23 protein-coding genes and 2 riboswitches are annotated in these 23308 nt (G+C 64.2%); of the genes, 12 read left to right on the forward strand and 11 right to left on the reverse strand.

Translation table 11 applies throughout. The annotated features are described in order from the left end of the window. The first annotated feature begins 23 nt into the window (after window positions 1-23). The 6 genes from ACSSVG_RS12995 to mnhG are packed head-to-tail and all read left to right on the forward strand — an operon-like array spanning window position 24 to window position 6338. Window positions 24-3041 carry a Na+/H+ antiporter subunit A gene (locus tag ACSSVG_RS12995; protein WP_492415131.1) on the forward strand — a complete coding sequence of 1006 codons (3018 nt, stop codon included), beginning with the start codon at window positions 24-26 and terminating at the stop codon, window positions 3039-3041. After that, window positions 3038-3538: a Na(+)/H(+) antiporter subunit C gene (locus tag ACSSVG_RS13000; RefSeq protein ID WP_354227402.1), complete on the forward strand. Its 501-nt coding sequence runs from the start codon at window positions 3038-3040 to the stop codon at window positions 3536-3538. Before ACSSVG_RS12995 ends, ACSSVG_RS13000 begins: the two co-directional genes overlap by 4 nt. Further along, complete coding sequence (locus tag ACSSVG_RS13005) at window positions 3535-5118, forward strand: Na+/H+ antiporter subunit D (protein ID WP_231338497.1); 1584 nt, start codon at window positions 3535-3537, stop codon at window positions 5116-5118. Before ACSSVG_RS13000 ends, ACSSVG_RS13005 begins: the two co-directional genes overlap by 4 nt. Beyond that, complete coding sequence (locus ACSSVG_RS13010) at window positions 5115-5681, forward strand: Na+/H+ antiporter subunit E (RefSeq protein ID WP_231338498.1); 567 nt, start codon at window positions 5115-5117, stop codon at window positions 5679-5681. Before ACSSVG_RS13005 ends, ACSSVG_RS13010 begins: the two co-directional genes overlap by 4 nt. Beyond that, window positions 5678-5956 (forward strand): MrpF/PhaF family protein, encoded by a 279-nt coding sequence (locus ACSSVG_RS13015; protein WP_159708190.1) that lies wholly within the window; start codon window positions 5678-5680, stop codon window positions 5954-5956. Before ACSSVG_RS13010 ends, ACSSVG_RS13015 begins: the two co-directional genes overlap by 4 nt. Then, window positions 5946-6338, forward strand: coding sequence for a monovalent cation/H(+) antiporter subunit G (mnhG, locus tag ACSSVG_RS13020; RefSeq protein ID WP_231338499.1), 393 nt, complete (start codon window positions 5946-5948; stop codon window positions 6336-6338). Before ACSSVG_RS13015 ends, mnhG begins: the two co-directional genes overlap by 11 nt. A gap of 85 nt (window positions 6339-6423) precedes the next feature. Here the strand turns inward: mnhG and ACSSVG_RS13025 are convergent, their stop codons facing one another. Together ACSSVG_RS13025 and ACSSVG_RS13030 are read right to left on the reverse strand one after the other, a co-directional pair. After that, window positions 6424-6684 (reverse strand): DUF4235 domain-containing protein, encoded by a 261-nt coding sequence (locus ACSSVG_RS13025; protein WP_231338500.1) that lies wholly within the window; start codon window positions 6682-6684, stop codon window positions 6424-6426. A 36-nt stretch (window positions 6685-6720) separates the two neighbouring features. Then, a complete protein-coding gene (locus ACSSVG_RS13030) occupies window positions 6721-7413 on the reverse strand; it encodes an NUDIX hydrolase (protein WP_492415132.1) in 693 nt (230 codons plus the stop codon). A 233-nt stretch (window positions 7414-7646) separates the two neighbouring features. Then, window positions 7647-7783, forward strand: a riboswitch (TPP riboswitch). A 76-nt stretch (window positions 7784-7859) separates the two neighbouring features. Here ACSSVG_RS13030 and ACSSVG_RS13035 point away from each other — a divergent pair. Genes ACSSVG_RS13035 through ACSSVG_RS13045 form a run of 3 tightly spaced genes read left to right on the forward strand, consistent with a single transcriptional unit; the run spans window position 7860 to window position 10863 of the window. Next, the gene (locus ACSSVG_RS13035; protein ID WP_492415133.1) at window positions 7860-8480 is read left to right on the forward strand and encodes an ECF transporter S component; all 621 of its coding nucleotides are present in this window, start codon (window positions 7860-7862) and stop codon (window positions 8478-8480) included. Beyond that, window positions 8480-10072: an ABC transporter ATP-binding protein gene (locus ACSSVG_RS13040; protein WP_492415134.1), complete on the forward strand. Its 1593-nt coding sequence runs from the start codon at window positions 8480-8482 to the stop codon at window positions 10070-10072. Before ACSSVG_RS13035 ends, ACSSVG_RS13040 begins: the two co-directional genes overlap by 1 nt. Then, window positions 10069-10863, forward strand: a complete 795-nt coding sequence (locus ACSSVG_RS13045) for an energy-coupling factor transporter transmembrane component T family protein (protein WP_492415135.1) — start codon at window positions 10069-10071, stop codon at window positions 10861-10863. The genes ACSSVG_RS13040 and ACSSVG_RS13045 overlap by 4 nt, the downstream gene beginning before the upstream one ends. Before the next feature lie 86 nt (window positions 10864-10949). Here the strand turns inward: ACSSVG_RS13045 and ACSSVG_RS13050 are convergent, their stop codons facing one another. Both ACSSVG_RS13050 and ACSSVG_RS13055 read right to left on the reverse strand, forming a co-directional pair. Continuing rightward, window positions 10950-11549, reverse strand: a complete 600-nt coding sequence (locus ACSSVG_RS13050; protein ID WP_492415136.1) for a GNAT family N-acetyltransferase — start codon at window positions 11547-11549, stop codon at window positions 10950-10952. A 38-nt stretch (window positions 11550-11587) separates the two neighbouring features. Next, window positions 11588-13711: a penicillin acylase family protein gene (locus tag ACSSVG_RS13055; RefSeq protein ID WP_492415137.1), complete on the reverse strand. Its 2124-nt coding sequence runs from the start codon at window positions 13709-13711 to the stop codon at window positions 11588-11590. Between the two features lie 101 nt (window positions 13712-13812). Here ACSSVG_RS13055 and ACSSVG_RS13060 point away from each other — a divergent pair, with 101 nt between their 5' ends. After that, a complete protein-coding gene (locus ACSSVG_RS13060; protein WP_492415138.1) occupies window positions 13813-14547 on the forward strand; it encodes a siderophore-interacting protein in 735 nt (244 codons plus the stop codon). Window positions 14548-14577: 30 nt separating this feature from the next. Here ACSSVG_RS13060 and ACSSVG_RS13065 read toward each other — a convergent pair whose 3' ends face one another. Next, window positions 14578-14928: a hypothetical protein gene (locus tag ACSSVG_RS13065; RefSeq protein ID WP_492415139.1), complete on the reverse strand. Its 351-nt coding sequence runs from the start codon at window positions 14926-14928 to the stop codon at window positions 14578-14580. A gap of 125 nt (window positions 14929-15053) precedes the next feature. Beyond that, window positions 15054-15998 (reverse strand): DUF6973 domain-containing protein, encoded by a 945-nt coding sequence (locus ACSSVG_RS13070; protein WP_231338509.1) that lies wholly within the window; start codon window positions 15996-15998, stop codon window positions 15054-15056. 210 nt (window positions 15999-16208) lie between these two features. Here ACSSVG_RS13070 and ACSSVG_RS13075 point away from each other — a divergent pair, with 210 nt between their 5' ends. Continuing rightward, window positions 16209-17732 carry a UDP-N-acetylglucosamine 1-carboxyvinyltransferase gene (locus ACSSVG_RS13075; protein WP_492415140.1) on the forward strand — a complete coding sequence of 508 codons (1524 nt, stop codon included), beginning with the start codon at window positions 16209-16211 and terminating at the stop codon, window positions 17730-17732. 62 nt (window positions 17733-17794) lie between these two features. After that, window positions 17795-18991, forward strand: a complete 1197-nt coding sequence (locus tag ACSSVG_RS13080; RefSeq protein WP_492415141.1) for a glutamate--cysteine ligase 2 — start codon at window positions 17795-17797, stop codon at window positions 18989-18991. Here ACSSVG_RS13080 and ACSSVG_RS13085 read toward each other — a convergent pair. The 5 genes from ACSSVG_RS13085 to ACSSVG_RS13105 form a co-directional block, all read right to left on the reverse strand. After that, the gene (locus ACSSVG_RS13085) at window positions 18978-19451 is read right to left on the reverse strand and encodes a hypothetical protein (protein WP_492415142.1); all 474 of its coding nucleotides are present in this window, start codon (window positions 19449-19451) and stop codon (window positions 18978-18980) included. The two genes, ACSSVG_RS13080 and ACSSVG_RS13085, sit on opposite strands and share 14 nt — an antisense overlap. 10 nt (window positions 19452-19461) lie before the next feature. Then, window positions 19462-20670: an O-succinylhomoserine sulfhydrylase gene (locus ACSSVG_RS13090; protein ID WP_231338513.1), complete on the reverse strand. Its 1209-nt coding sequence runs from the start codon at window positions 20668-20670 to the stop codon at window positions 19462-19464. Next, window positions 20671-21081: a rhodanese-like domain-containing protein gene (locus ACSSVG_RS13095; protein WP_231338514.1), complete on the reverse strand. Its 411-nt coding sequence runs from the start codon at window positions 21079-21081 to the stop codon at window positions 20671-20673. Then, entirely contained in the window at window positions 21078-21344 is a 267-nt protein-coding gene (locus tag ACSSVG_RS13100) for a DUF1737 domain-containing protein (protein WP_159708156.1), read from the reverse strand. Before ACSSVG_RS13100 ends, ACSSVG_RS13095 begins: the two co-directional genes overlap by 4 nt. A gap of 12 nt (window positions 21345-21356) precedes the next feature. Beyond that, window positions 21357-21468, reverse strand: a riboswitch (SAM riboswitch). Window positions 21469-21554: 86 nt separating this feature from the next. Then, window positions 21555-23258: a SulP family inorganic anion transporter gene (locus ACSSVG_RS13105; RefSeq protein WP_492415143.1), complete on the reverse strand. Its 1704-nt coding sequence runs from the start codon at window positions 23256-23258 to the stop codon at window positions 21555-21557. Between the last annotated feature and the right edge of the window lie 50 nt (window positions 23259-23308).

Raw genomic sequence — 23308 nt, forward strand, 5'->3', positions numbered from 1 at the left:
TTCCTGACTTTGCGGAGATAACAGTGATCACAGTTCTCGCCATCACCTTTGTTGCGGCAACTGTGGCGCCCTTGATCTTCAGCAAACTGGGCAGGAACGCGTTCTACGCACTGGCAGCAGTCCCGGCGGGCGCATTCATTTGGCTCCTCTTCCAGTACGGACCCGTATATTCCGGTGGCGGCATAGAAGAAGTCCTGCCGTGGATCCCCAGCCTGAAGCTGGAGCTGGCCTTCCGCATGGATCCGTTGGCGTGGGTCATGTCCCTCCTGATCCTCGGAGTGGGCTCACTGGTGCTGGTCTATTGTGCCCGGTACTTCAAGAACACAGACGCGGACCTTGGCGGCTTCGGTGCCCAACTCCTCGCCTTTGCCGGAGCCATGTTCGGCCTGGTGACTTCCGATGACCTCATGATGCTGTTCATCTTCTGGGAACTCACCACTATCCTGTCCTACCTGCTGATCGGCTATGCCCGCACCCGTTTGGCCGCACGCCGCTCGGCGCTGCAGGCGCTGATGGTCACCACCGCCGGTGGCCTCGCGATGCTTGTTGGCCTCATCATCCTTGGCCAGGCAGCCGGCACCTACCGCATTTCGGCCATCCTGGAGCAAGCCGGGACGCTCATGGCAGGACCCATGCAGGGAGCGGTGACTGCCGCCGTCGTGCTTGTCCTGGCAGGTGCGGTGACCAAATCGGCGCTTGTCCCGTTCCATTTCTGGCTGCCCGGAGCGATGGCCGCTCCCACGCCGGTGAGCGCCTACCTGCATGCTGCGGCCATGGTGAAGGCCGGCATCTACATCGTCGCGCGCCTTGCGCCGGGCTTTTCCGAGTCGGACTTCTGGCTGCCGGTGGTCCTGGGACTCGGGTTGGCCACCATGCTCGTAGGCGGTTACCGCGCTCTTCGACAGACTGACATCAAGCTCATCCTTGCCTATGGAACGGTCAGCCAGCTCGGTTTCCTCACCATGGTGGTGGGCCTCGGCCGACCGGATGCCGCCCTTGCCGGGCTGGGGCTGCTGCTTGCCCACGGCTTGTTCAAGGCCGCACTGTTCCTCGTAGTGGGCATCATTGACCACCAGTCCGGAACGCGCGATATCCGCAAGCTCTCCGGCGTCTTCCGCTCATCTCGCGCCCTTGGAGTAGTTGCAGCGATCGCCGCAGCGTCCATGGCCGGGGTGCCTCCTTTGGCTGGCTTTGTCGCCAAGGAATCAGTCTTCGAAGCGTTCGTCCACTACGGCTCTGGCCATGACGCACCTGCCTGGGGCATCTGGATCCTGGTAGGCCTGGTGATCGGATCCATCCTGACCTTCGCCTATAGCGCCCGCTTCATGTGGGGCGCGTTCGCCACCAAACCCGGCGTGGAACCCACGCCGTTCAAACCCATTAAGCCCGCGTTCCTTGCCGCGCCGGCCGTTTTGAGCGTCCTCACCATCGCTTACGGCGTGTGGCCCGCGCCGGTGGACACCTGGATCCAGCCTTACGCGGCGTTGTTCGCCGATCGTCCGGACGCCGTCGACGCCGGACACCTGGCTTTGTGGCACGGCATCACCCCGGCGTTGGGCCTGACTGCGGTGACGTTCGCGGCCGGTGCTGCGATGTTCTACGGGCGGAACCTGGTTTCGCGGGCGCAGAGCCTGGTACCCGATTGGGTGGATGGGGACCGCGCCTACCAACACACCATCGGCGCCTTGGACGACATCGCTGTCTGGGTCACGGGCCGTACGCAGCGTGGTTCGCTGTACTTCTACCTCACGGTGATCCTGACCGTTGCCTTCGCGGTGCCGCTGGCGGCATTGATCGCGGCCAACAAGCCACTGCCGGAAGGCATCTACTTCATCGACCCGAACTCCCCTTTGCAGATGGTTGCCGGGGCAGGAATTGTGGTGGGCGCCTTGGCCGCCGTCCGAGCCAACAAGCGTTTCCTCGCTGTGCTCATGGTGTCCGTGACCGGCTACGGCATTGCCCTCATGTTCGCTTTGCAGGGCGCTCCGGACCTTGCGCTGACCCAGATGCTGGTGGAAACCATCGTGCTGGTGGCGTTCGTCCTCGCCATGCGCAGCCTCCCCGCTGAGCTGAGGGACCGGACAGGCGGCAGGCTCCGGGTCATCCGGGTGATCATCGGCGCGGCCTTCGGCATCACCATGATTTTCGTGGCGATTTACGCCATGGGTGCCCGCGTAGCCACGCCGATCTCACTGGACTTCCCGCGTCTGGCCTACGAAGGCGGCGGTGGCCTGAACGTGGTCAATGTGACCCTCGTGGACATCCGCGCCTGGGATACCTTCGGGGAGATTTCAGTCCTCGCGATCGCCGCCACCGGTGTCGCCAGCTTGATTTTCGTCCGCAGCCGTGGCGACCGCATCAAGACCTCAGAGGCAGTGCCGGAAGGCAGCGTGGGGCGCCGCACCGGCGTCGACCGTGACTCCCGGGACGGTGCCACGCTGGCCGTGGCCAAAAAGTTCACTGACGTCAGCCGCGACGCGTGGCTGGTGGCAGGACGCACGCTGGCGCCCGAACGACGCTCCATCATCTTCGAAGTGGTGACAAGGCTGATCTTCCACTCGATGATCGTCTTCTCCATCTACCTGCTCCTCGCTGGCCATAACCTCCCAGGCGGTGGCTTCGCAGGCGGCCTGACCGCGGGACTCGCCCTGACAATCCGCTACCTCGCGGGCGGTCGGTTCGAGTTGAGCGAAGCAGCGACAGTCAGTGCCGGAACCCTCTTGGGGACGGGACTTGCGACGGCGGCCGCCTCGGGCCTGGTGCCGCTCTTCCTCGGCGGACAGGTGTTCCAGAGCGCGATCATCGAGTTCTGGCTGCCGGTCTTCGGGGACGTCAAATTTGTCACCTCCACCATCTTCGACATCGGCGTATACATCGTGGTGGTGGGCCTGGCGCTCGACGTCCTCCGCAGCCTCGGTGCCGAAATCGATGAGCATTTTGAAGGCCAAGGGGCGCCCCTCGCAGAGGAAGATGCCGCCGGGCACGCCGATCTTGCCGAAGAAGCCGCTGAATCCGCTGCGTCCGGGAAAGGTACCGCATGAGCATCAACCTGACCCTGCTGATCGTCATGGGCGTCCTCTACGCCTGCGGCATCTACTTGATCCTGGAGCGTAGCCTGACCCGGGTGCTGTTGGGTTTGATGCTGTTGGCCAACGCCACCAACATCCTGATCCTGACCACCGGCGGATACGCCGGGTTGGCGCCCTTGTTCACCAAGGAAACCAGCCCGGACGCCTATAGCGATCCTCTGCCGCAAGCGCTGATCCTCACCTCGATCGTCATTTCCTTCGCAGTCACGGCCTTCATGCTGGGCATCATCTACCGGACCTGGGTCCTGGCAAGGCAAGACGAGATCCAGGACGACCTTGAGGACCGCCGCGTTGCCGAGACGCCGAGCTTCGACGCCGAGGACGACGCCATTGTGCCGTTGGAAACCTCGGAGTTCGCCGTCACCCCTGCCAATACCTCGGACCACACTCACCCCGAAGCCACCGAGACCCCCAGCAAGGCACCAAACCAGGAAGGAGGCAGCGCGTGAATCTCGCAAACCTGTCGCCGCTAGCTGTCCTCCTACCGATTCTGGGTGCCGCGCTGGCGTTCCTGCTGATCCGGCACCACACCGCGCAGCGCGTGGTGAGCATCGGCATCCTGAGTGCAACACTTCTGCTCGAATGCCTGCTCCTGATGTCAGTGTGGGATGGCGGCACAACGTCAGTCACGCTTGGCGGCTGGCTGCCGCCGTGGGGTGTGGTCCTGGTGGTGGACCAGTTCTCCTCGCTCATGCTGGTTGTCTCCACCGTGGTGAGCCTCGCGGTGTTGATCTATGCGACCGGCCAGGGCATGGCCGACGGCGACCAGGAAGCACCTGTCTCGATCTTCCACCCGACCTACCTGATCCTGGTGGCCGGCGTGTCCAATGCCTTCCTCACAGGCGACCTCTTCAACCTTTACGTAGGCTTCGAGATCCTGCTGACGGCAAGCTACGTCCTGATGACCTTGGGTGGGACAGGACCACGCATCCGCGCCGGGGTCACCTACGTTGTGGTTTCCGTGGTGTCGTCCGTGCTGTTCCTCATTGCCATCGCCATGATCTACGGGGCCACCGGGACCATCACCATGGCCGACCTTGCCATCAAACTGGCCGAACTGGACCAAGGCACCCAAAACCTCCTGCACGTGATGCTGCTGGTGGCCTTCGGCATCAAGGCAGCTGTGTTCCCGTTGTCCTTCTGGCTCCCCGACTCCTATCCCACCGCGCCGGCTCCTGTCACTGCCGTGTTCGCCGGGTTGCTGACCAAAGTAGGTGTTTACGCCATGGTCCGCACGGAGACACTCTTGTTCCCGGGGGACACCCTGAATGTTCCGCTCATGGTGGTGGCATTACTGACCATGGTGGTGGGCATATTGGGTGCCTTGGCCCAGAGCGACATCAAACGTCTCCTGTCCTTCACCCTCGTGAGCCACATCGGATACATGGTGTTTGGCCTGGCGATGAGTTCGGTTGCCGGGTTGGGCGCTGCAGTCTTCTACGTTGCCCACCACATCACCGTGCAGACCAGCCTGTTCCTGGTCACAGGTCTCATAGAACGCAGGGGCGGAAGCTCCTCCATTGACCGCCTGGGTGGACTGGCCAAACTCTCACCGCTGCTTGCCCTGCTGTTCTTTGTCCCGGCAATGAACCTCGCGGGCATTCCACCGTTCTCGGGCTTCCTGGGAAAGCTGGGCCTCCTGCAGGCCGGCGTGGAGCTGGGAACACCCCTGGCCATCACCCTGGTGGTGGGTGGCGTGGTCACCAGCCTTCTGACGCTGCTGGCCATCGCCCGTGTCTGGAACAGGGCCTTCTGGCGCAAGCCCGAGGACGCTGAGTACCCGGATCCCGTGCTTCAGACCCCGGGCAACGTAGGGGTTTTGCCGCGGACCATGGTCGGCTCGACGGCAGGCCTTGTGGTGTTCGGCGTCGCCCTGACGGTCTTCGCCGGCCCGCTCTTCCGGGTGGCGGACGGTTCCGCGGGAATCATGCTGGACCGCTCGGCCTATATCCACTCCGTCCTGGGCGATTCCGTTGAGGTGCCGCCCCTTGCGCAACCGGATGAAGTGCAGACGGGTGGTTCCAAATGAGCCGCAAACCGATTTCGTTCCGCACCGAGCTGCCGCTGCTCATTTGGTTGGTCATCGTCTGGGGTGCGCTGTGGCGGGACTTCAGCCCTGGCAACCTCCTGTTCGGTGCCCTGATCGCCGTGTTGGTAGCCAAGCTGTTCTACCTCCCGCCCGTGGAGTTGAGCGGCCGGTTCAACATACTGCGCGCCATTCCCTTCGCGCTGATGTTCCTCGCCAAAGTGGTGGCAGCGAGCTTCCTGGTCCTGTTCCTGGCTGTGGCAAAAGGTCCCAAGGTGCGCAGCGCCGTCGTCGCTGTCCCGTTGCGGAGCCATTCGGACCTGATGGTGACGGCCACCGGGCACGTCATCTCGCTGATACCGGGCTCCCTTGTGGTGGAGGTGGACCGGTCGACATCCACGCTCTACCTGCACGCGCTCAACATCTATGAAGAAGCGGACATCGACAAAATTCGCGACGAAGTCCAAACCATCGAAGCGCGGCTGATCAGGATCATGGGCACGCGCGAAGAAGTCGAAGCATTGAAGGCCGAAATACGTCCGGGAATGGAAGGGGCAACGCGATGAAGGAAACCATTCTCGTGGTCACGGCTGTAATCCTCAGCCTGGCTGCCGCAGGTGCGATCGTCCGCATAGCCATCGGCCCGTCCTTGCTGGACCGAGTGCTGGCCTCGGACGTCCTGCTCGCAATCCTGGGTGCTGCACTCGCGATCGACATGGCGATGAACAGGCACCTCAACAACCTGATGCTGCTGGTAGCCCTGGCCGTGATTGGTTTTATCGGATCGGTGACAGTTGCCCGGTTTGTGGCGGAGCGGAGGGAACAGAACAATGAGTCCTGATCCCACCGGCGTCGATGTCGTGATCGATGGTGTGACCGCCGTGTTCCTGGTGGTGGGCGCCCTGATGTCCCTGGGTGCTGCTATCGGCTTGCTCCGTTTTCCGGACCTTATGAGCCGCATGCACGCTGCCACCAAGCCGCAGGTACTGGGTTTGTTCCTCATGCTTGCCGCCATAGGCCTGCAGATGCGCACCTGGTGGGTGTGGCCGGTCCTGCTGGTGGCATGGATCTTCCAGCTGCTGACGGCGCCCGTTTCTGCCCACATGGTGGGTCGCTCCGCCTACCGCACCAAGCACGGTCACCGCGAGATGCTCACCAAAGATGAACTCGAGGCAGTGGTTCAACGGGCGGCCGCCGGGCAAGAGCCTGGCAACGACCGCTGAACGGCTGCTCATCTGAACGACTGATAGGCAAAAAGCGCGGGGCCACTGATGGTGGCCCCGCGCTTGCATGTTGTCCGGGTGGTGCCTAGACGATGTCCTTGGATTTGGCGAAGCGGGCGATGGCACGCTGCGTCCCGCGGCTGGCGAGTACCTGGATGAGGGTGCTCACGAACGCAGAGATCAAGGCGAATGTCAGGGCCGAGCGCAGGCTCGTCTCCAAGTCATCGTTGCCTGTGGGTGGCTTGTTGCCAGTGGCCTTTTCCCACCCTTTATTGACGAGTTTGGTTCCGACGAAGCCTGCTCCGAGGCTCACTCCGGTACCCAGCAGCTTGAAGAAGAGGTTCATGTCCCCAGCCTAGCCGTAAAGGCCGGGCGGACGCTGTTACCGGCGGTTTTCCCGTTCCTTGAGGAACGCGGCCATGGAACCCACCGGGGCGAGCACCGGAACGACGGTGTGCTCCGCGGACCACACCGCTTCCACTGAGCCGAACCCTGCGATTTCCTTCAGCAGGTAATAGGTGGGCGGCATCAGTTTCAGTGTTCCGGCCGCCTCTGCCGCCAGAATTCCGTCCACTGGCATCCACAGAGACTGCCAGGCCTCAGTGGTTTGGTGCTGGGGCTCAGCCCCTGGCGCAGGCTTGGCGATGTAGAAGTAGGTGTCGAAGCGCTTGGGCATGTCCGTCGGGGTGACCCAGTTGGCCCATGGACGGAGGTCGGCGGAGTGGATGCTCAGGCCCGCCTCCTCCTGGACTTCCCGGAGTGCGGCTGTGAGGACCGTACCCGCGCTCGTGGTCGCCTGCGCAGGATTAGCGCCTATGGAGCTTTGGCGCCACTGGGCCGCGTGGTGTTGGAGCAGCTCCGCGGGGTAGTCCCAGCCGGACGTGTCCGCAGCATCCACCCGGCCTCCCGGGAACACCACCATTCCGGCAGCGAAGTCCATGGTGCTGACCCTGTGCTGGACGAAGGCTTCGAGACCGCCGGGGGCGTTGCGGAGCAGGATGACGCTGGCGGCAAGGCGAGGTTCCGGCGCCGTGGTGTCGCTTGCGGGGTGATCCTGCTTGGGTAGGTCCGTCATGAGATATGCCCCTTTGCCGCGGTCGAGTCTGCTGGATCATTCTCTCAGGTCTCGTTGTGGGGCCTGGTGTGCAGGCCAAAACCGGCGGGAGGGGTGTAGGGCGGGCCTCGCAACGCACGCCTGGAACGCGTCCGGCCCGGGGCGCGCTGATCCGATTGTGACCATAGGCGGGCAACGGGCCAGCGCCCGCCATGGACGCAGGTGTAAACTGAACCCGCCCATCAGGGCAGATTTGATAACGACAGGGGAGCGCCGCCGTCGGACCCTGCAGAGATGCAGGAGACGCGAGGGCGCTGAGAGTGCGGACAGCCGCAGACCCTCGAACCTGATCCGGTTAGTACCGGCGCAAGGGAGTCGAGCTTCTCAGAGTGTCCGGATCCGGACGGCGCAGGCCGGCTGGAGAATCCGGGTAGCACTTTCCCCTCCTGTACCTCAGGAGGCAGAAAATGACCACGGTAAACGTGAAGAAGACCAGTTATAACTGGCGTGTTGTAGACATCGTTGTGGCGGCTCTGATCGCCATCGCCGGCGGCGTGATCTTCTGGGCCTGGTCCCAGGGCGCTGCATTGGTATCCATTCCCCTGAACGCGACGTACCCTCCCCTCACCGGCCTGATCGCCGGTGGCTGGATGATCCCCGCGGTCCTGGGCATGCTCATTATCCGCAAGCCGGGCGCAGCGTTGTTCTGCGAAGCCGTCGCTGCCACCGGTGAGCTCATCATGGGCTCGCAGTACGGCACCACAGTGCTGATCTCCGGAGTCCTGCAGGGACTCGGCGCCGAGCTCATCTTCGCCGCTTTCCGCTACAAGAAGTTCAACCTGCCCACGGCCCTCCTCGCCGGCGCGGGCGCAGGCCTCTTCTGCGGCCTGAACGACTCCTTCCTTCCGTGGGGCTGGAACATCGCGTACGAGGCAATCGACAAGCTTGCCTACATCAGCTTCACCACCATTTCCGGCGCGATCATCGCAGGCGCACTGTCCTGGGTCGCCACCCGCGGCCTGGCGAAGACCGGCGTCCTGAGCTCCTTCGCGTCGCGCAAGGCCGCTTCGGAGCCAGTCTTCAGCTGATGTCCGCGACTCAAAGCGGCACGGTCAGGCCTGCCGCCATCTCAGCCGAGGGCTGGGGGTGGCGGCATGCCGGCCGGGCCCAGCCTGCCATTGAGGGTCTGGACCTTCGGATCGAACCTGGCGAACGGGTGTTGCTGCTGGGTCCTTCGGGCGCCGGTAAATCGACCCTCCTGCATGCCTTGGCCGGCGTGCTGGGTGATGAGGAAGACGACTCGGACGAGACCGGCTCCCTGCTGATCGACGGCGTTGCTCCCCGCGAACAGCGTGGCCGCGCCGGCCTGATGCAGCAAGACCCCGAAACCCAGGTGGTCCTCTCCCGCGTGGGTGACGACGTCGCCTTCGGCGCCGAGAACCTGGCCGTGCCGCGGGACGAGATCTGGTCCCGCGTCCATGAAGCGCTCGACGACGTCGGGCTGCGCACCGCTGCCGGCGGCGGTTTGGCCCTGGATCACCCAACGGCGGCACTCTCCGGAGGGCAGAAGCAACGGCTTGCGCTTGCGGGCATTTTGGCGATGCGACCCGGGCTGATCCTGTTGGACGAGCCGACGGCCAACTTGGATCCGGCGGGTGTGCTGGAGGTCCGTGATGCGGTGAAGCGCTGCCTCGATAAGACCGGTGCCACCCTGGTTGTGGTGGAACACCGCGTTTCTGTGTGGAAAGACCTGGTGGACAGGATCGTGGTCCTGCAGCCAGGGTCGGTGGCGGGGTCGAGCGCGGCTGCGGGCGCCGGGCAGGCCGCGGGCGGAGTCCTCTTGGACGGCCCTCCGGAGCAGGTCCTGTCCGAGGCACGCACCATGCTGATGGCGGCTGGCGTGTGGGTGCCGGGATACGTTCCGGCAACCCGGACGCGGCAGAACCGGCCCCAGACTTCCACGCTTCTCCTGGCAGCCCAGGACCTCGCAGTATCCCGGGAAAAACCGCGGCGCAAAGGCTTCAAGACCATCCCGCCTGTTCCCGTGCAAACGGGCATCAGCGCACAGGTCAGGGCTGGCCAGGCCCTGACCATCACGGGACCGAACGGTGCCGGCAAATCCACTTTCGCTCTCACGTTGGCCGGCCTTTTGGCGCCGGTGGACGGTGCGGTGAGTGCCGCCGTCGAGCTTTCCGAGGGGGCGGGTATTGACCCGTTCACGTGGAAAGCTGACCAGTTGATTTCCCGCATCGGGACGGTGTTCCAGGAACCGGAGCACCAGTTTGTCACGGGCAAGGTCCTGGACGAGCTCATGTTTGGCCCCAAGCATCTGGGCCATGGCGAGGAACGCGTGGATGAACTGCTGGAGCGGCTGAGGCTGACGCACCTTGTGGACGCCAATCCCTACACGTTGTCCGGTGGGGAAAAGCGGCGGCTTTCGGTGGCCACGGTTCTGGCGGCGCATCCGAAGGTCCTGGTGCTGGATGAGCCCACATTCGGCCAGGATGCCAACACCTGGGCTGAGCTGGCGTCATTCCTTTCGGAGTTGTTGGACGCCGGAACGGCAGTGGTCTCGGTGACCCACGACCAGGAATTCAGTGCAGTACTCGGGGGAACGGAGCTGCGGCTGGGACCTGTGGCACAGGGCAATGTTGCGCATCAGGAAGCGGGTGCGGCATGAGGGACGCACTGAACATCCGCGGAAACCATGCCCTGCTGACGCGTGCAAACCCCTTGGCGAAGTTCGTATCGGTTTTCCTGATTTCCCTGGTACTGGCCCTGTCCATCGACTGGGTGTCGGCGTCCACGGCGCTGGTTGCGGAACTGGCATTGTTCCCGCTGGCCGGGCTTACCCTGCGGCTCTTGTGGCAGCGCGCCTGGCCCCTGATCATCGCGGCGGCGATCGGCGGCTGGAGCACGGCGATTGTGGCGGCGGACAGCGGCGCTGTACTGCTCGACGTCGGACTCTGGTCCATCAGCGAAGGTTCCCTGGAGCTGGGGCTGGGTTTCATGCTGCGCGGTTTGGCGATTGCCCTCCCGGCGATCCTGCTGATGACCTGCACGGATCCGACTGACCTGGCCGATGCGCTGGCGCAGAAAGCAAAGCTGCCGCACCGCTTTGTCCTGGGCTCCCTGGCAGCAATGCGGCTGGTGGGCCTGATGGCGGAGGAGTGGCAGACCATCGGCATGGCCCGCCGTGCCCGCGGCGTGGGTTCGCAGGGCAGCCCGCTCCAGCGGCTGAAGGCCATGCTGGGCCAGAGCTTCGGGCTCTTGGTCCAGGCCGTAAGGAGGGCTTCGCGGCTGGCAGTAACCATGGAAGCGCGCGGCTTCGGCGGAGGTCAGCGAACGTGGGCGCGCGAATCCACGTATTCGATGCTGGACGCCTGGGTGGTCCTTGGCGGTGTGATCATCGCAGCGGGTGCAGTGCTCACGGCTGTAGGCGCTGGAACCTGGAGTTTTGTCTGGCGCTAGCGCTTTCACGCGCTAACGAGCTGGGCACAAGCGTGCCGCCGGCCTGTTGGGGGCGCCGGCGGCACTTCGCCTTGTGTGATGGGGGACTAGGGAGCCTTCTGTTCCTGGATCTCGTCAAAGCCTGCCCGTGTCAGGAACCCCAACTGGGCCTCCTTCTCCGCAAGCTGGATGATGGGTCCCAGCTCAAAGCAGGTGGCTTCCAGGCGGCGCAGGGCTTTGGCGTTGCGGGAGTCCGGCTCCACCACGATCCGGTCCTTGCCCGGCAAGGTGAACATGTACTGGATGAGGGCAGTGCCGAGCTTTGGCGTGAAGTGCGGAATGGGCCGCGTGGCCGGAGCGAGCAGCAAGTGCATGCCGATGTCGGCCTCCCGGGCGGGATAGGCCTCGCCGACGGGATCGTGCAGGGGCTCGTACGTTTGGAAGAGTGCCAACGGCTCTCCGTCAAGGACGGCAAGGAACGTGTGGTGGGTCTCCAACGAGTCAAGGAACTCGTAGATCCCCAGGACTTCCTCACGGGAGTTTTCGGTCATTCCCCAGAACTTGGCGCGGGGCTGGGTAACCCACTCGAAGATGAGGTCGATGTCCTCGCCGGGAACCAGCGGAACCAGGCGCAGCTCACCCCATCCTTCGAGGTCTTCTGAGTAGACGGTGGTACGGACGGAGTAGTCCTCGGTGGTGGTGGTCATGATTTCCTTCGGGGGGCTGATGCGGTGAACGGGGTTGGTTAGGGAATGTCTTTGGCCAGGGCCGACCAGTCAGTGACCACAGGGGCGAGTTGCCCGGCGGTCCACAGGGGGAGTTGGTCGGCAAAATGCTGGTGGTCCGGCGTACCCAAGGCGCCGAAGGGGACAATCCATCGGCTGTTTCGCCGATCGGACAGGTCCCAAACGTAACGGGCCACGGGCCCACGGAAACTTCGGTCGTCTACTCCGGGGAGGCTTTCGGTGCAGAGGACGCACCCGGTGTCTCCGCTCAGGTCGGCCGTTGGTGCCGATGACGCGAGGGCGCCGGGGAGGACGTGAACGGGCAGGAGCTTGTGCCGGTCGCCCCAGGTAGAGCCATTGAGCATGGCTTCCTCCAACGCAACGTCTTCAAGCCCGGCCGCAGCTTCCACGCCAACGTTGATGCCAAGCTCTGAGCCGCGGAGCAGGAGGGTCTCCAGGGCAAAACCAACGCGGGATACCACGGACAACCACGGCCCGAACAAGGGGGAGTAGCCGGTGGGCTCGTTCAGCGGAGCAAGGGCGGAGTGCCGCGCGAGGCGCTGTACCAACGCGCCCCGCCACGCTGCGAAAACGGCAGCGCGGTGGCTCCCGGCATCCATGCGGCCATCCCACTCGAACAGCTGCGAACGCAACACCTTGGCCTCACGGGACAAATCGTCGGCATCGATCCCTTCAAGCAGTGACCGGAAGAATGGCCACGGACCCAGCGAGGTGTCCGTGTGGATAGCCTGCATGTCATCCACGGTCAAGGTCCCGGACGGGGCGGCCTCCAGCAAATCGCGGATCCGCAAGGCCCGGTGCGCCGGCGCGAACTCCATGGCTACGGCGTCGCCGCCTCCCGCCGCGCGGTCGTTCGCGCTCACCGCAAACTGCTGGACCTCGGTGCGGGGCAGGATCACATACTGGCCGTCCCACTCATTGCGTGCGGAGAACGCCGGAGCCGGGAGGCGACGGTTTGCGGGATTTCGTTGCGGAACAAGCCCGGCAACGAAGTGCCGTACGGCCCCGGAATCGTCCGCGGCCACCACGCTGTTGACCGGCTCCACCCAGGCATCGAAGGCGACCTCGACGTCGGAGACGCTCCGGCTCCGCAGTAGCGGCAGGAGGGCCTCGAAACCCAGCCGCCCTTCAACCCGGGCCGGGAAACGCAGGCTCAGGGCGTCGCCGTCGGACGCTTCAGAGATCACCGAACCGCGCGCCGTCCCGATGACCTCGACGGTCACCGCCTCGCCATCGCGGACGGCAATGGTTTCGGTGCTGACGACGGCGGTTTCCCAGCCTTCCGCTCCACGCGCCTCAACGCGCTCGCCGCCCGCATCGGTGACCCGGCGCAGTTCTTCCTCGAAGAGGTCCTGGTAGTCGGCCATGGCGTTGGTGATTGCCCAAGCAGTATGGCCGGTGTGCGCGAAGTGCGGGAGGCCGGGAACGCCGGGGAATGCGAAGCCGATCGCGTCGAACTCCGGGCAGGCCAGCCGAAGTTGCTGGTACACGCCGGGGAGTTCCATGAGGCGGTGGGGGTCGCCTGCGATCAGGGGGAGGCCGCTGGCCGTGGTCGAGCCGTGCGCGGCCCATGCGTTGCTGCCAGACCAGACCGGGGCTTCGATGCTGAACAGGCTCACGGCTTCATCGCCGAGCGTTCGCGCGACGTGGGCCCTGAAGAGCTTGTTGGGGAACGTTGAGAAGAGGATGTGATGCACCAGGAAGACACCCATCGGCGTCCACGGATTCCATGGCTCCGGGGTACTGGCGGACTCGTCGAACTCGGGGCCGCCGCGGAGCCCGTCCACCAGGGCCTGGTTGACGCCGGCCACATACTGTCCGCACCAACGCTGGGTGGCGGCATCGAGGTTTTCAAAGCAGCGCCGCGCGGTGTCGTCAAGCCGGGCTTGGCGGGCGAACCTGTCCCATACCACCGCATCCGTGCCCAGCACCTCGGCGGTGCGTCCCTCGGAGCGCCACCGTTCCAGTTCGATCTGCCAGGAGCGGTCAGTGGCCGCATTCATGCCCTGGAGGAAAGCAAGGTCGTCGGCGGAATCGGCCCACAAGTGCGGGATTCCCCACGAGTCTCGGTAGATTCCGGGGCCGCCTGCCGGGGCGGAATTGTGCGTCGGGGCAGGCGTCATAATCTCTGGCCGCTTTCGAGCTTAGGTTAGGCTTACTTAAGCTCAAGATAAATGGCTTTGGCCCCGTTCACAAATCGTGGCCGTTCGTGAAGGAGTGTTGCTTGAAGCGCAATTGGGAAGGCGTCGTCCTCAAAGTCATGGGCGCCAAGGACTTCACCTTGGAAGTCACAGGGAAGGAAGAGATCACCCCGGACTTCCTCCGCGTCCACGTCCGCGACGGCGGCCTCCTGGAGCGCAGCGGCCTGCATCCCACCATGTGGATCCGGCTGTGGTTCGACGATTCCGGCAAGGCACACCAGCGCGCTTACACCTTGGTCAATGCCTCCCCGGCGGCAGGCACGTTCAGCCTGGACTTCGCGATGCATAACGGTGTTGCGGCGGGTTGGGCCCGTTCCGCCAGTGCCGGCGACACCATCGATGCCACCGTCCAGGGGAGTTCCTTCACCTTCCCGCAACCGACTCCGCGCCGGATCTGGGTGGTGGGCGACCCCGCCTCCATCCCGGCCATCAATTCGTTGCTGGACGAGCGGCAGCTTTCTGCGGCGGGCGGGGCTCCGGTGAGTGCCTGGCTTGAATACCAGCACGACGCCGACCCCTCGCTTGAAGTGCGGACGTCGGATTCCGACGTCGTCACCTGGATTCCACGCAAACGCGACGGTGCCGCTTTGGTGGAGGAGGTCTGTGGGGCGCTCACTACGGAGACTGTTTCCGTGGATAGCGACTTCTTCTGGATTGCCTGCGAAGCCTCCAGCACCCGGGCAATCGTGAAACACCTGCGGAAGACGCTGGGCGTGGACAAACACCGGATCGATGCCCTGGGGTACTGGCGCGTCTAGGGATCGCAGCGTTTCTGCGGCCTTCAGGCGTTACTCGCGCCAGTTGAGGAAGCCCTTTTTCCCCTCCGGTGGGGTGAGGACCACGTCCCGGCCGTACTTCTTCTGTGCGTCAGCGCCGAAAAAAGCATCCGGGACGATGCGGATTGCCTTGGCCACCTTCCCGTCCTTCAGGAAGACGAACAACGTGGGCGAGGCCGTGTAGCGGTTCTCCTTGGTCAGGGGCTCCCCGAATGCTGCTTCGATGTCCTTGGCCGGCGTTCCCTCCGTTACGAAACCCGCTTGGTCCCACTCGAAGTCCGTGGCGTCAGCCAGTTTCAAGGTTGTGCCGTTCTGCGCGGACTCGAGCACCTGGTTATTGAGCTTCTCGTTCGATTCGGGCATGACAGATCCTCCTAGTGAACAGGCGGCCAGGGCGCAGGCCAGGATAACGGTGAGCAAGCCTGCCAGGGTGGCGCGGCCGGCGGAAGTCCTCGGCCGTCGTCGTGCCTGTGTTTGGTGGGGGAACCTCATGAGGTGGTCCTCGACTCGTCGTTAAACTCCGGATCCTCGCCCGGGGCGGGCTCGGCGTTGTTGGCGTCGCCGGTCTGGTCCATGGGGACCTCATTGGACGGGTGGGGCAGCAGGTCCTGCCCCACCACCACGGTGTCGCCGTTGTTCACGGCTTCCTCGATCAAATCCGCAAGCTCCTCAGCGCTGGCATCCGGGTTGGCTATGGCCACATTGCGGCCCACCTCATTGTTGTACAGATCCATGGCTTCGCGGGGCGCAGGATTGCCGGGGAGCTGCTCGTGCGCCGTGGCGTAGTCCTCCGCCCAGTCCGCGCCGAACTCCTTGACCATGAGCGCGTTCCAGTACGCGTGGCGGAAGGCGTCGTTCTGGTCATCGTTGCGATCGGCGCTGGGGAAGCGGTCATCGGCAGTGCTGAAAGCGTCATCATGAATGTCTTTGAAGGCGTTCATCTCGAAAGGACCCAAGCCGTTGAGGAGTTCCGCTTCCTTCTCGGTGACCTCCCGTTGGTCAACGACGAAGCGCAGGGGATCCCAGTCTCCGGGCCACTTGGTGGTCTCCGCGTCGCTGACCTGGTATTCGTCCAGGATTTCCTGCGGTGTGGGCTGGCCAGGGTTCGGATTGGCCGCGGTGGTCTTGGTGGTGGCCTCGCTGCCCGCACCTTCCGTGGATGCGGAGGACTGCTGGTCGGCGTTGGTGAGCACGGACTGTGACGCCTCTTCCAGGCCCCGCGTGGTTGTCTGCAGCAACGGCCTCAGGCGGCCCTGCCAATCTGCGGCAAAACGCTTGGCATCCTGGCCCTGCCAACCGCCGCCTTGGCCGGTCATGCCTTGGGCGATCAACGAGTCGAGCTCCCGGGCCCGGCTGGTCAGCAGTGACGCACCGTTGGCCAAAGCCTTCGAAAGTGCTTTGAGTTGGTCGACGTCGGCGCCGTAGAAAGGCATGTTTCCCCCTGAGCTTTCCCTCCATGGTTTGGTATTGCTCCGCGGACCGCAATGGGTACTACTGCCCGATGGCGACTGAGGGAAAGCGTTCACCTGCGATGAGTGGCCGCCGTCGAGCCCTATATCTCACGGCACGGGTATGGTGTGACGTTAGCCGCTCAAACGGCGTTTTGTTCGAGAGTTCTAGCTCACCTGTGATATTTCTTGGATATGACTCAACCTACCGCTGAACACGTAGGCCTTCTGCTCCGCAACGCCCGTGGCGAAAAAGGGTGGACGCAGGGGCAGCTGGCTACCGAGCTGGGAACCAGCCAGAGCGCAATCGCCCGGATGGAGCAAGGTAAACAGAATCTGAGCCTCCGGATGATCGAACGGCTCGAGGCCATTTTCGGGCGTTCCATCGTCAAAGTAGGCAAGCCGCAGATGACCCACCTCCGCGTCGAGGGTGGCCGAACCCTTTCGGGCGAAGTGGACGTCAACAGCAGTAAGAATGCAGGCGTCGCACTGTTGTGCGCGAGCCTGATCAACCGTGGCACCACCACGCTGCGCCGCTTGGCACGCATCGAGGAAGTCAACAGGATCGTCGAGGTACTGACCTCCATCGGCATGGAATGTACATGGCTCAACGGCAGCGATCTCCGTATCCGCCGCCCCGAGGTCCTGGATCTTGGATCAATGGACGTCGATGCCGCCCGACGCACCCGCAGCGTCATCATGCTGCTCGGTCCGCTGCTGGACGAGACCAGCGAATACCTGCTGCCCTACGCCGGTGGCTGCGACCTCGGCACGCGGACCGTGGAGCCCCACATGCAGGCGCTTCGCCAGTTCGGACTTGAGGTTGAAGCGAAGTCCGGCTTCTACGCTGTTTCTGCGCCTCCGGCTGACGCCCATGACCGTTCCTTCGTCCTGACCGAGCGCGGTGACACCGTTACCGAGAACGCCATCATGGCCGCCGCGCACCGCGAAGGTACCACCGTGATCCGCAACGCCAGCCCCAACTACATGGTCCAGGACCTCTGCTTCTACCTGCAGGGGCTTGGAGTGGCGATTGACGGCGTCGGAACCACGACGCTGAAGATCACCGGACGCTCCGCCATTGACGTCGATATTGAGTACTTCCCGTCCGAGGACCCCATCGAGGCCATGAGCCTGATTACCGCAGGCATCGTCACCAACTCCGAGGTCACCATCCGCCGGGTTCCCATCGAGTTCATGGAAATCGAGCTCGCTACTTTGGAGCAGATGGGCCAGAACCTCGAAATCTCCGGTGAGTACATGGCTCGCAACGGCCGGACACGCTTGGTGGACGTCACAACCAAGCCCTCCGAGCTCCGCGCACCGCAGGACAAGATCCACCCCATGCCATTCCCGGGCCTGAACATCGACAACCTGCCGTTCTTCGCCGTGATTGCGGGCAATGCCGAGGGCCAGACCATGATCCACGACTGGGTCTATGAGAACCGTGCCATTTACTTGACGGAGCTCAACAAGCTGGGCGCCCAGGTTCAGTTGCTCGATCCGCACCGGATCTACGTCAACGGGCCCACCAAGTGGCGTGCCGCGGAAATCGGCTGCCCGCCGGCCCTGCGCCCTGCCGCCTGCTTGCTCTTGGCGATGCTGGCAGCCAGGGGAACCTCCGAACTTCGCAACATCTACGTGATCGAGCGCGGCTATGAGGACCTGGCCGAGCGACTGAACACCATCGGCGCGAAGATCGAGTACTTCCAGGACTAGGCTCCACCCGGTGGAGGCATGCAGGCCCTGTCCTCCACCGGCCGCCGGGCGCAGAATGGAGCATGCGGACTTTCGGGGTTGAGGAAGAGCTGCTCATCGTCGATCCTGTGACGGGCGAGCCCTTGGCCCTCGCGGATGCGCTGCTGGCAGGCCACGAAGAGCCCACAACCGCCACGGGCCTCAGCCACGAACTCAAGCTGGAGCAAATCGAAACCCAGACCCGTCCCTGCCACAGCTACACCGAGCTCCTGCAGCAGATCCACCGAGGCAGGGCAATGGCCAACGAGACCGCCCGCCAGCACGGAGCCCGGGTGGCCGCGATCGCCACGTCTCCCTTGGCCTCGAACACGCACACCACTCCTCATCCCCGCTATGCCGCGATGCTGGATCGCTTCGGGATCATTGCCACGGAACAACTGACGTGCGGATTCCATGTCCACACGTCAGTGGAGTCACCCGAGGAAGGCGTGGTGGTGCTGGACCACATCCGCGACAAACTTGCTGTGCTCACGGCCCTCACCGCCAACTCGCCGTACTGGCGCGGACTTCCTACAGGTTTCGACAGCTACCGCACGCAGGCATGGAACCGGTGGCCCACTTCCGGACCGTCGGCCATTTTCGGTTCGCTCACCGCCTATCGACGCATCGTGAAACGACTCCTGGAAACAGGCGTCATCCTGGATGAGGGCATGATCTACTTTGACGCCCGCATTTCCACGAACCACCCCACCGTGGAGGTCCGCGTGGCCGATGTCTGCCTCCGCGCCGAAGACGCGGCATTGATTGCCGTGCTGGTGCGGGCTTTGGTGGAGACGGCTTCTTTGGAAATGCTCGACGGAGTTGAGCCCACAGCGGTGCCCACGGCACTCCTGCGGATGGCGAGCTGGCAAGCCAGTAATTCAGGGCTGCGCGGAGATCTCCTGGACTTCGGTGATTTCCGTCCCCGGCCGGCGTCGGAGGTTGTGTGGGCGCTGGTGGACTACGTGAGCCCGGTCCTGGATGACCACAGCGAATTGGAGCTGGTCAAAGCGGGGATCTCGGCCTTGCTTGAACGAGGCAACGGGGCCCATGAGCAACGCGAAGCCGCGGTGCGTTACAACAAAAGGCAGCGGGACCGGCAAAGCCAGCCGGGCAGTCCGCCCACCAACCAAGCCTTGGCCGCCGTCGTCGGGCATGCTGCGAAGCTGACGGTGCGCGGCTGCGCCGCTGACGCGCGTAGGGAGCCGGCGCCCATGCTGACCCGGGTCAGGCGGCCCTAGGCTTGTCGGCTTCGGATTCCTCCCATGTCATCAGGTAGGCACCGGTCAGTCCCTCCACCAAGTAGAAGAAGAGCGGCGGGATGTCCTTCTTAGCTACCAGGATGGCGCCATAGACAGGTGCGCTGGCCGCGGCCGTGACACCGATCCACCGTTGGACGGGCAGGGAGAGAAGGCTCCCGCCGAGAGCTGCCAACGCCACAACGTGCAGCGCGGAGTACGTGAGGAACGGCGTGTTGGATCCCCGGCGGTAGGCGAGTCCCTCCGGGACTGCGACGGTTCCCACAGCGGTCAGGTGCTGCCCCGCAATCCAGCTGCGCTGGCTGGCTGTCAGCATGCGCAGGCGTTCGGCGTCGTCCGGGGTGATGTAGACGCGGGAGACCGGCGAGATTCCAACGAACCACACCACCGTGCCGGCAACGATGACCGCTCCGGCACGGCGATAGGGATGGTTCCCGCTCATGGCAGCAAGGCTAGACCTGTTTGAGGGCCTTCTCCAGATCCAGGATGAGGTCGTCCACGTCCTCCAGGCCCACAGACAAACGGACGACGCCGTCGCTGAGTCCAATGGCCGCGCGGCCCTCCGGACCCATGGCCCGGTGGGTGGTGGTGGCGGGGTGGGTGATGAGGGACTTGGAGTCGCCAAGGTTGTTGGAGATGTCGATGACGCGGAGGCCATCGAGCAGCGCGAACGCGGAATCCTTGGCAGAACGTCCCGCGGAAGGGAGCAGCTCGAACGTCAGCACCGTACCGCCGGCCTTCATCTGCTTCGCGGCCAGCTCGTATTGCGGGTGTGACTTCAACAGGGGGTACTTGACCCAGCTGATGGCGGGCTGCTGCTCAAGCCACTCCGCGATCTTCAAAGCGGACGCCGAGCTGTGGTTTACGCGCAGCCCGATGGTCTCCAGGCCTTTGGTGAGGACCCAGGCGTTGAAGGCGGAAAGCGAAGGACCGGTGTGTCGCATGAGCTGCTTGACCGGGCCATCGATGAATTCCTTGGTGCCCAGGATCGCGCCGCCGAGCACACGTCCCTGGCCATCGATGTGCTTGGTGCCGGAATAGACGATCACGTCCGCGCCCAGCTCACCGCAGCGCTGCAGCAGGGGAGTGGCAAAGACATTGTCGACGACGACCGTCGCCCCTGCGGCATGCGCCAGTTCGCTGACGGCAGCGATGTCGACGATCTCCTGCATGGGGTTGGACGGCGATTCGAAGAAGACCGCGGTGGTCGGTTCCGAGAGGGCCTCACGCCACTGGTCCAGGTCCGGGCCGTCCACAAAAACGGTCTCGACGCCCCACCGCGGGAGGATCTCGTTCAGGATCACGAAGCAGGATCCGAACAAGGAGCGGGCAGCAACAACGCGGTCACCGGCAGCCAACAGCGCACCCAAGGCGGTGAAGACTGCGGACATACCGGACGCGGTGGCGAAGCATGCCTCGGTTCCTTCGAGCAGGCGCAAGCGCTCCTGGAACGTGGCCACGGAAGGGTTGCCATAGCGGGAGTAGACGAAACGTTCGTCCTCACCGGTGAAGGCCCGTTCGGCAGCTGCGGCGGATTCGTAAACGAAGCCGGAGTTCAGGAACACGGGTTCGGCCGTTTCCTGGAAATTTGTGCGGTCAAGGCCGCCGCGGACGGCCTGGGTGTCAGGGCTCCAGCCGGCGGCGTCGGGATTGAACGTCACTTACTCGGTCCCCAGATTCGTCGGCAGGCCACGGTTCTTCCAACCATTGACCGTGCGCTCCCCGTAGCGGTCCGGTTCGCCTTCGAAGCCCTCAAGGACGTTGTAGGCAGTGAAACCGGCCTGCGTTGCAGCGATGGCGGCGGAGATTGAGCGCTGGCCCGAGCGGCAAATGAAGACGAGCTCCACGGTGTCGTCCTCGGGCGCCTGCTGCTGCAGGTCCTCGATGAAACGGGAATTGGGGATGCCGCCAGCGAGGTTCCACTGGATGAACAGGGGATCGTTCTCGGTTGCCTTGGTGTCCGGGATACCGATGTGGGCCCACTCGCCCTCGGTGCGTACATCCACCAGGATGGCGCCTTCTTCAAGCTTGGCCCACGCGTCCTGCGGGGTCAGGTCACCTGCGTAGCTCATGCGTGGCCCTCGAATGCTTCTTCGTCGTCGTAGTTCTCCAACTGGTCAACGGCGTTGGCGACGGCGGCATCCGCAGTGGCAATCGCGGCCGGAAGGACGACGGCCTGGGCAACGATGACGTCGGTGCCATTGAACGTGGCGGCCGGGCTGCCGTGGAGTACGTAGCCTTCTGCCAGCGAGTTGTGGATACGCTCACAGAAATCACGGGTATCCGGGCCTGTAATCAGGCGGTAAGAGAGTTTTTCTTCAGTGGGTTCAGGCATTGCTGTGCTCCTCAGTCACGCTTGCAGTTCGAGTTGTCGATACGCCGAGTAGTCACCTGAGGCACCCCGCCGGAGAGAGGGTTGCCGACCAGCAAGTCAGGGCTTTGCGCTGGTACTCATTACTCAAGAAAAACGTAACATCCGCGGGCGTCGGGCTGCACTTGCACGTACCTGCACCCTCGTCATGTTGCGTAATCGGAGAGGCTGGAGCTATTCGCGCCTGAGCGCGCGCACCGCGGCCCCGACAGTGGGGAAGAAATGGGCGGGTGTGAAACGGGCCGCTGTGCCCAAGCGGATCAACTTGTCCTTCACCGGTCCTTTGAGCTCGGCGAACACCAAGTCCACGCCTTTGCTTGCGAGCCATTCGTCCAGCGTGACCAGATCGTCCAGGGCTGTGGTGTCGATCCCGGTGATGGGCTCAGCGGCGAGGACGACGTGGGTAATGGGATGTTCGCCCTCGTCAGGGGATTCGTCCAGTTGCTCGCGAACGAAGGTTGCCAGGACCTGTCCGTTCCCGAAGAACAGGGGCGCATCGAAGCGCAAAATCAGGAGGCCGGGGATGCGTTCGGCACCAGGGTGCCTCTCGAGGTCGTGGTAGCCGGGCAGGCCTTCCTCGGAGCCGAGCTCTGTTCGATACGGGTCCCACGCCCTGCGTACGAAATCCAGGAGCGCCAAGGCTACGGCTACGACGATGCCCTGGAGAACGCCCACTGTGAGAACTCCCAGGAACGCGGCGAGCATTACTACGGATTCACTCCGGCTCAGGCTCAGGAGCCGCCGGACGCCTGTTGGATCGGCCAAGGCAATCGCCGCGGCAATCACGACGGCGGCCAGAGTTGCCGAAGGCAGATACGCGGTCACGCCCGGAGCCAACAGCATGAAGGCCAGCACCAGCACCGCTCCCACAACGCCGGTCATCTGGGACTTGGCACCAGCGTCCACGGCGACAGGGGTTCGGGAGGCGCTGCCGGAGATCGGGAATCCCCCCAGCAAGCCGGTGGCAGCATTGGCCGCCCCGAGCGCTGCCATCTCCCGGTTGCCGGACACCCGCTTGCCTTCCTTCGCGGCCAGGGTTTGGGACAGCACTCCCGTATCCGCGAAGACCATGAGCGCAATGCCGGCGGCGGCGGGCAGCAACGTTAACGCGTCTGCCCAGCCAATGCCGCCAAGCGCGGGCATCGGCAGGCCCTGGGGCAATTCCCCGGTGACCTTGACGTCGTCGTTGAGGCCCCAGACCGCCGTCGCAACGCAGGAGCCAACCACCGCCAGCAGGACGCCCGGAACCTTCCATTTCAGGACCCTTGGGACCCAGATCAATGCCAGCGAGGCCACGCCCAACAGCAGCGCGGTGATGTTGACCTCGCCGCCCAGCACCCCAGTGGTGACCTTCGCGAGCTTGTGCCAGATGTCGCCGTCGGCCTCTATCCCCAGGAACGCCGGCAGCTGCGAGAGCGCTACCAAAAGGGCGATCCCGTTGAGGTACCCAAGCCGGATCGGCTTGGACAGCAGGCCCGTGACTGCCCCGAGCTTCAAGGCTGAGCCCGCGAGCATGAAGGCACCCACCAGGACGGCCAAGAGTCCTGCCAATGCCACCGACTTGCCGCTGCTTCCCGCCGCCAGCGGCACAATCGCCGCGGCGATCAGCGGGGCCAGGGCCGAGTCGGGTCCCAGGACAAGGATGCGGGAAGGCCCTACGACGGCGTAGGCGAGCAACGGCACAACGGTCGCGTAGAGTCCGGTGACAGGTGGAAGCCCGGCTGCCTGCGCATAAGCCATCCCGGCGGGCACCAGCAGGGCAAACAGCGCGGCGCCGGCGATGATGTCATGCCGCAGCCATTCACGCTTGTAGCCCTTGAGGGCCCAGACGCTGGACAGCCTGTCTTTGGCCGAAGGGCGGGCGGTTGATGCACTCATACAGCGATCATTCCCGACGCCTCCTGTCTGCGGAACAAGGCGACCGCTGT

Source organism: Paenarthrobacter sp. E2MeOHC11 (assembly GCF_058744955.1).

Excerpts from the sequence above, each read along its gene's own strand:
- ACSSVG_RS13045 (WP_492415135.1), top strand. The coding sequence starts at position 10,069 with ATGAGGGACGCACTGAACATCCGCGGAAACCATGCCCTGCTGACGCGT.
- mnhG (WP_231338499.1), top strand. The coding sequence starts at position 5,946 with ATGAGTCCTGATCCCACCGGCGTCGATGTCGTGATCGATGGTGTGACC.
- ACSSVG_RS13065 (WP_492415139.1), bottom strand. The coding sequence starts at position 14,928 with ATGCCCGAATCGAACGAGAAGCTCAATAACCAGGTGCTCGAGTCCGCG.
- ACSSVG_RS13010 (WP_231338498.1), top strand. The coding sequence starts at position 5,115 with ATGAGCCGCAAACCGATTTCGTTCCGCACCGAGCTGCCGCTGCTCATT.
- ACSSVG_RS13050 (WP_492415136.1), bottom strand. The coding sequence starts at position 11,549 with ATGACCACCACCACCGAGGACTACTCCGTCCGTACCACCGTCTACTCA.
- ACSSVG_RS13055 (WP_492415137.1), bottom strand. The coding sequence starts at position 13,711 with ATGACGCCTGCCCCGACGCACAATTCCGCCCCGGCAGGCGGCCCCGGA.
- ACSSVG_RS13085 (WP_492415142.1), bottom strand. The coding sequence starts at position 19,451 with ATGAGCGGGAACCATCCCTATCGCCGTGCCGGAGCGGTCATCGTTGCC.
- ACSSVG_RS13025 (WP_231338500.1), bottom strand. The coding sequence starts at position 6,684 with ATGAACCTCTTCTTCAAGCTGCTGGGTACCGGAGTGAGCCTCGGAGCA.
- ACSSVG_RS13095 (WP_231338514.1), bottom strand. The coding sequence starts at position 21,081 with ATGAGCTACGCAGGTGACCTGACCCCGCAGGACGCGTGGGCCAAGCTT.
- ACSSVG_RS13040 (WP_492415134.1), top strand. The coding sequence starts at position 8,480 with ATGTCCGCGACTCAAAGCGGCACGGTCAGGCCTGCCGCCATCTCAGCC.
- ACSSVG_RS13000 (WP_354227402.1), top strand. The coding sequence starts at position 3,038 with ATGAGCATCAACCTGACCCTGCTGATCGTCATGGGCGTCCTCTACGCC.
- ACSSVG_RS13080 (WP_492415141.1), top strand. The coding sequence starts at position 17,795 with ATGCGGACTTTCGGGGTTGAGGAAGAGCTGCTCATCGTCGATCCTGTG.
- ACSSVG_RS13075 (WP_492415140.1), top strand. The coding sequence starts at position 16,209 with ATGACTCAACCTACCGCTGAACACGTAGGCCTTCTGCTCCGCAACGCC.
- ACSSVG_RS13035 (WP_492415133.1), top strand. The coding sequence starts at position 7,860 with ATGACCACGGTAAACGTGAAGAAGACCAGTTATAACTGGCGTGTTGTA.
- ACSSVG_RS13100 (WP_159708156.1), bottom strand. The coding sequence starts at position 21,344 with ATGCCTGAACCCACTGAAGAAAAACTCTCTTACCGCCTGATTACAGGC.
- ACSSVG_RS13105 (WP_492415143.1), bottom strand. The coding sequence starts at position 23,258 with ATGAGTGCATCAACCGCCCGCCCTTCGGCCAAAGACAGGCTGTCCAGC.
- ACSSVG_RS13015 (WP_159708190.1), top strand. The coding sequence starts at position 5,678 with ATGAAGGAAACCATTCTCGTGGTCACGGCTGTAATCCTCAGCCTGGCT.
- ACSSVG_RS13070 (WP_231338509.1), bottom strand. The coding sequence starts at position 15,998 with ATGCCTTTCTACGGCGCCGACGTCGACCAACTCAAAGCACTTTCGAAG.
- ACSSVG_RS13030 (WP_492415132.1), bottom strand. The coding sequence starts at position 7,413 with ATGACGGACCTACCCAAGCAGGATCACCCCGCAAGCGACACCACGGCG.